Here is a 6,565-nt window from a genome sequence, read left to right as displayed (position 1 = left end):
CTAATTAAAAATATTTAACGTGACGAAACATGGTAATATATACCGTAGTATAAGTTAAATTTCGGGCATGGTTATCTATATAGTTACTCTACAGTTGAATATAATCTGAATGAACATATCCAACAGAGTCTCCTGATTTTACTTTGTACCAACGCCCATTATTACCTAAAATTTCAACTTTACTTCCAGAAGCAAGGGTTGACAGTACCCTGCCGGTCCAAGGATTGTTTCTTAGATTCAGAGTAGAATACTCATCACTAAGCATTACAGTACCTGACTTAGTTTCTGTGGTATCAGCGGATGACAGGCTTGCAAAAGAATTTTCAGAAGTATTTACGTAGCTAGAAGATACATATCCAATATTCCCAGCAACACTAACTTTATACCATCCTCCGGTAGATTCTAATATATCTATTTTTGTTCTGTTTTTTAAAGTGGTTAAAATTTTTCCATTAGGATAGCTTCTTAAGTTTAAAGATGAAGAGTCACTAGCTAAATTTACAAATCCAGATTTTACAGAGCTAGTACTACTTTTAAGTGGTAAAACTCCTTTTGTTACAGTATTATTGGATTGATTACTGTTGGAATTATTTATTATGTATTTGGAACTTACATATGCATAAGTTGAACCATATTGAATTTTATACCAGTCTCCATAGACACCTATAATGTTAACTGTTTCACTATTTTTTAAATATCCTAGAACACTGGAAGATATATCAGGTGTACTCCTAACATTAAGTGTAGAACTTGGATTTGACAAATTTACTACACTTGTTCCTGCTATGGATTCTTTAGAAGCAGAAGCTTGTACAATATTATCTACTGGTTTTACAGTATTTTTTTTCACTGGTGAATCCAAGTAAATATAGCCCTTCAAATATAAATTTCCTCTAGACTTCATTTTATCTTTAGATAAGGACTTTACAGACCCATCGTAGTTTCTTCTTACGCTAAAATTACCTTCATTAAGAAAAACATTACTTCCTTCTACTTTTTCTACAAAACCAACATGGCCATAACCATAGTTGCCCCCTGCCCATACTGCTATAGAATTAGCTTTTGGTTCAGAACCATATGAATAAACATTATCCTTCACATTGGCGTACCACCAATCTACAGCATTGCCATAAAATTCTGAAGGAAGAGATATTCCTAGTTTTTCAAGAACCCTTCCATAGGTAAACCAAGTACATTGCCCTTTGTATCCATATTTAGTGAATATATTTAGATCACCATCATAGGCGCTACTTTGAACATTCGGTTTAGTAGTTTCTGCAGCATGTACAATATTATAAGTTAAGCATTTGCTATTCAGTAGAGCTGCAGAAATAAAAAATGAAAAAATTAGTTTTTTAGATTTATCCATGCTGTATCCCTCCATAATTATTAAAATATAATCTAATTTAAACTTACATTAAAGTTATCTATAGTTCAAGATTTTTATCGTATATAAATGAAAAAAGTTTATACTTATTAGTAATATTTAACATAATAATTTCATATAAATATATATTATCATAATTTCAGAATAATTGGTAATATAATGGTTAATTAAAATTCCATTGTAAAACAAAATTAAATTATATAGAATATTAGTTGAGGAATGTATATAACACGTAAATAATAAATAGAAGATGGATATAGAGAAAGAGCTGATTTTATGGGTGTTGAACAAATTAAGGTTTCCGTACGAAACTTAGTTGAATTTGTTTTAAGAAGTGGAGATTTAGATAGTAGATTTACAGGAAGCAGCAGGGCTATCCAGGGTACAAAGGCACATCAAAAGATACAAAAACAATATAAAAGTATGTTTTCTGATGAAAAGCAAATTCCTTTAGAAGAATTATTACAAGGTAAAAATGTAAAAAAAGAGTATAAAGCAGAGGTAGGGTTAAAGCACAGCTTTGAGTTTAAAGGATTTAATTTTATAGTTGAAGGCCGTGTGGATGGAATAATTATAGAAGGGAATAGTGTAATAATAGATGAAATAAAAACTGTTACGAAACCTTTAGAATTTATTGATGAAAATTATAATTCCCTTCATTGGGCTCAAGCAAAATGTTATGCATATATCTATGCAATGCAAAATAACTTAAATGAAATAAAAGTTCAATTGACTTATTATAATATAAATAATGATGAAATTAAGTATTTAAAAACAGATTTTTATATAACAGATTTAGAGATATTTTTCTATGAATTGTTAAATAAGTATTATTTTTGGGCAAATTATATAAGGGACTGGAAAGTTAAGAGAAACATATCTATAAAAAATACATCATTTCCTTTTAATTCATATCGAAAAGGTCAAAGAGAATTAGCAGTGGCCATATATGGAACCATTAGAGAAGGAAAGAATATTTTCGCTCAAGCTCCAACAGGGATAGGTAAAACAATATCTACTTTGTTTCCAGCCATTAAGTCATTAGGAGAGGGGTTAATCTCAAAAATATTTTATTTAACTGCTAAAACTATTACTAGAGGTATAGCGGAAGAATGTATATTAAATATGAAAAATGAAGGATTAGAATTGAAAGTAGTGACTTTAACTGCTAAAGAAAAAATATGTTTTAAAGAAAAACCATCCTGTAACCCAGAAGAATGTGAATTTGCAAAAGGACATTTTAATAGAGTAAATAAAGCTATAGAGAAGATTTTGCTTAAAGAAAATTTTATTAATAGAGATTCCATAGTAAAATATGCAAAAATACATAACATTTGTCCTTTCGAATTTTCACTGGATTTAGCTTTATTAGCTGACTGTATAATATGTGATTATAATTATGTTTTTGATCCTAGAGTTTATTTAAGAAGGTTTTTTGAAAATGGAACAGATGAGTATGTATTTTTAATAGATGAAGCTCATAACCTAGTGGATAGAGCAAGAGATATGTTTTCTGCTGAAATTAATAAACAGCAATTTTTAGACTTGAAAAAGATAATGAAATATATAAATCCTAAGATAGCTAGAGTTTTAGATAAGATAAATACCTATATGATAAAATTGAGAAAGCTATGTGAAGATCCTAACACAACAGACTGTTTTGAAGCAGAAAAAGGTGAAAAAGAAACTCAACTCTCTGAGAATACTAAAATAAAACATTTAATATTTAAGAATAAGGATGCTTATGTCCAAAAAAATCATATAGAAGAAATTGTAATTTTATTGAGGCGATTCACTTCAGAGGCAGAAGAGTGGTTAGTTAACAATAGTAAAAACCATGGGTATGAAGAACTATTGCAGGTATATTTTAATTGTTTATCATATATAAGAATTTCTGAACTATATGATGATAGGTTTGCTACCTTTGTTGAAAAACAGGGAAACGATGTTAACTTAAAAATGTACTGCTTAGATACATCTTATATTTTAAATCAATGTATAAAAAAATCTAAGGCTTCAATATTTTTCTCAGCCACATTAAATCCTATAGCTTATTTTAAAGACATGCTTGGAGGAAATGAAGAAGATTACACAATGAGGCTATCATCACCCTTTTCTGTAGATAACAGGGAAATATTTATAGTGGATAACATTTCTACAAAGTATAATCAAAGGGAAAATAGCTATACTAAAATAGCTGATTATATTAATTGTATTGTTGAGAGTAAAGTTGGAAACTATATAGTGTTTTTTCCTTCATATAAATATATGAAGGAAACCTATAAGTTTTTCTCAGAAGAATATAGTAACTATAATGTTATAGTACAGGAAAATAATATGGGTGAGGAAGAAAAAGAGGAATTTACAAAAAATTTCAAAGATAACCCAAAAGTAACTTTAATAGCCTTTGCTGTATTAGGTGGAATTTTTTCTGAAGGTATAGATTTAAAGCATGATAAATTAATTGGAGCTGTTATCGTAGGTGTAGGATTACCGCAGCTCTGCTTAGAAAGAAATATAGTAATGCACCACTATAATGAAATAAGCAGCAAAGGATATGAGTATGCCTATATGTATCCAGGAATGAATAAAGTACTACAAGCTGCAGGAAGAGTTATCAGGACGGAAGAAGACAAGGGAGTTATAATTTTAATAGATGAAAGATTTTCAAATTTAAGTTATAAGAAATTATTTCCTAGGGAATGGTTTCCTAATACATATATTAGAAATACTAAAGATATAAGAAATAATCTTATTAACTTTTGGGAAAAATAAATAAGAAACAAAAACATGGCACTTTCAAAAAAGCTTTAAAGAAGGTGATACAATTATGGAAAATTTTAAAGAACTATTTAAAGAATTTGATAAACATTTGATGCTAGATGAAAAACCATCAGAATATTTTAATATAATATCTAATAATAATGAATTCTTAAATATGTATCCTCTATCAATGTTGTGGAAGTTGAAGGAAACACCACAATCCCCTATATATCATCCAGAAGGCAGTGTTTGGAAACACACTATGCTTGTTGTAGATGAGGCCGCAAAAAGAAAGAAAAAAAGTGAGAATCCTCAGGTTTTTATGTGGTCAGCTTTACTTCATGATATAGGAAAAGGGCCCACAACTAAAATGAGAAAAGGAAGAATAACCTCCTATGATCATGATAAAGTTGGAAAAAAGCTTTCTATAGAGTTTCTTAAAGAGTTTCAATGTGATGAAGATTTTATAAAAAAAGTATCTATAATAGTAAGATGGCATATGCACACACTTTTTGTAGTTAAAAACTTACCTTTTGCAGATATAAAAACTATGCTTTCAGAAGTAGATGCTGAAGAAATAGCATTATTCTCTTTATGTGATAGATTAGGAAGAGGGAATATAACAGAAGATAAAATAAAAGAGATTAATGAGAATATTAACTATTTTATTGATAAGTGCAAGAAATGCCAATTAGTAGGTATACATTGAGTATTATATAAATGCTATTTGTAAAGTTTTACATTGTTAAGATTATTTTTATTTTAGGTTATCATGAAATTATATTTTATGATAACTTTTTTTCGTTTCCTCAAAGGTTGAAATATTAGAATTTTCGAATTTTAGCTAGTTATAAATTCTTCTGAAGAGCAAAGTTCCACAAGCTGGGGTTATTCTGGTAAGAAATAGAAGCTTAAGTTAAAGTTTTTTAAGTTAAATCATAATCTGTACTTATATATCATATAGTAAATCTAGGTGAAAAATATTAAATATACCTAATATTTGAAATTGGGAGATAAAAAATATGAGTACAATTAAATCACTTATGTTTGAACTTTTTGTAGTTATTATAGTTTTTTTTATAGTTTGTGTGGCAGGACTTATAGATATAAAGACTGATCAAAGGCCAGTAAGCAAACAATATACTAAAGCAACAACTACTGTCTTAGAAAAGGAACAAAAAGATATTGAAAGTGTTAGTAATAAAATACAAGTTGAAAGTAAGGAACTAGAGGAAATAAAAAAGCAGATGGATTTATTAAAAAATAGTGATAAAACAGAGCAATGGAACAATACTGTTATTAATTATAATAGTAAGCTTGCTCAATATAAGAAAGATATAGAGGAATATGGTACAAAACTTGAACAATATAATAAAAAATATAACAGCTATAAATTAGCTGGTGACAAAAATGAAAATTTATTAAGTTGGCTTAAATCTATATTGGGAACTTAATACTGTGTTGTAAATAATATGTTATTATTATATTTTTGTGCATATTTTTGTAAAAAACATGAATTATAAGTAATGAAAAATTAAAACTAGCCGAAATAATAGATAAGTAATATTAATATAATTATCATTTGATTTTAAAGGTTAACTAATGAACTGGAGTGGTAAAAATGAAAAATAGACAAAAGATTATTCCTTTAACGTTTTTAATAATTGGAATGATGTTGATTACAGCTATTACAGCATATTCCATAAGAAAACATGTAAAAAATTCTGCCTTAAATAGTGAAAAAGCTGAAAATACATCAGTGAAAGAGTTAGGTGAGAAGAATATTAAAACAAAAGATGATTTACAGCTTTTTTTTAGTAAGCCAGAACATATACCATCTAAGACTATGATTAAAATATATAAGAAAAAAAGAGTACTGGAGCTTTACGGAGATGAAAATATAATTGGAAGGTTTAAAATAGGTCTGGGAAGATCTCCAGAAGGTGATAAAGAAAAAGAAGGAGATAACAAAACTCCAGAGGGAAGTTACTATATTTGTTATAGAAATGGGCAAACGAAATATACATATTTTTTAGGATTAAGTTACCCTAATATTAAAGATGCACAAAATGGTTTAGATAAAGGTCTAATTAATAAAGAAACTTACGAAAAGATTAAAGACGCAATAGATAACTATAAACAACCACCATGGAATACACCTTTAGGAGGGGCAGTAGGAATTCATGGAGGTGGAAATGAATATAACTGGACCTATGGATGTATAGCTGTAAGTAATGAGGATGTGAATATCATTAAACAGTATGCCCCAGTTAAAACACCAGTAGAAATTTATAAATAAGTTATTAAAATATAGATAACCACAACTTAAATTTAACTTATACGTAAGTATATATTATCAATGTTGAAGTCACATTTAAATATTTTTTTATTAGTCTTAGCTCAAATTTGAGAAAA

General features: G+C 28.1%; 5 protein-coding genes. 4 read left to right on the top strand and 1 reads right to left on the bottom strand.

Features of this window, described 5'->3' with window-relative positions:
- Nucleotides 1–88 precede the first annotated feature (88 nt).
- Nucleotides 89–1,369, bottom strand: a complete 1,281-nt coding sequence (locus HGI79_RS21820; protein WP_185652780.1) for an SH3 domain-containing protein — start codon at nt 1,367–1,369, stop codon at nt 89–91.
- Nucleotides 1,370–1,663: 294 nt separating this feature from the next.
- Between HGI79_RS21820 and HGI79_RS21815 the strand changes: the two genes are divergently transcribed.
- The 4 genes from HGI79_RS21815 to HGI79_RS21800 all read left to right on the top strand — a co-directional run bounded on the left by HGI79_RS21815 (nt 1,664) and on the right by HGI79_RS21800 (nt 6,449).
- Nucleotides 1,664–4,162: an ATP-dependent DNA helicase gene (locus HGI79_RS21815; protein WP_185652779.1), complete on the top strand. Its 2,499-nt coding sequence runs from the start codon at nt 1,664–1,666 to the stop codon at nt 4,160–4,162.
- A 55-nt stretch (nt 4,163–4,217) separates the two neighbouring features.
- Nucleotides 4,218–4,859 (top strand): HDIG domain-containing metalloprotein, encoded by a 642-nt coding sequence (locus HGI79_RS21810; protein ID WP_185652778.1) that lies wholly within the window; start codon nt 4,218–4,220, stop codon nt 4,857–4,859.
- A 313-nt stretch (nt 4,860–5,172) separates the two neighbouring features.
- The gene (locus tag HGI79_RS21805; protein ID WP_185652777.1) at nt 5,173–5,604 is read left to right on the top strand and encodes a hypothetical protein; all 432 of its coding nucleotides are present in this window, start codon (nt 5,173–5,175) and stop codon (nt 5,602–5,604) included.
- Nucleotides 5,605–5,771: 167 nt separating this feature from the next.
- A complete protein-coding gene (locus HGI79_RS21800; protein WP_185652776.1) occupies nt 5,772–6,449 on the top strand; it encodes a murein L,D-transpeptidase family protein in 678 nt (225 codons plus the stop codon).
- Nucleotides 6,450–6,565: the final 116 nt, after the last annotated feature.

Source organism: Clostridium sp. DJ247, assembly GCF_014231265.1.
This window is presented reverse-complemented; position numbering and strand designations above follow the sequence as displayed.

What these genes read in the sequence shown, in the direction of transcription:
- HGI79_RS21820 (WP_185652780.1), bottom strand. Translation starts at nt 1,369, where the DNA reads ATGGATAAATCTAAAAAACTAATTTTTTCATTTTTTATTTCTGCAGCT.
- HGI79_RS21815 (WP_185652779.1), top strand. Translation starts at nt 1,664, where the DNA reads ATGGGTGTTGAACAAATTAAGGTTTCCGTACGAAACTTAGTTGAATTT.
- HGI79_RS21810 (WP_185652778.1), top strand. Translation starts at nt 4,218, where the DNA reads ATGGAAAATTTTAAAGAACTATTTAAAGAATTTGATAAACATTTGATG.
- HGI79_RS21805 (WP_185652777.1), top strand. Translation starts at nt 5,173, where the DNA reads ATGAGTACAATTAAATCACTTATGTTTGAACTTTTTGTAGTTATTATA.
- HGI79_RS21800 (WP_185652776.1), top strand. Translation starts at nt 5,772, where the DNA reads ATGAAAAATAGACAAAAGATTATTCCTTTAACGTTTTTAATAATTGGA.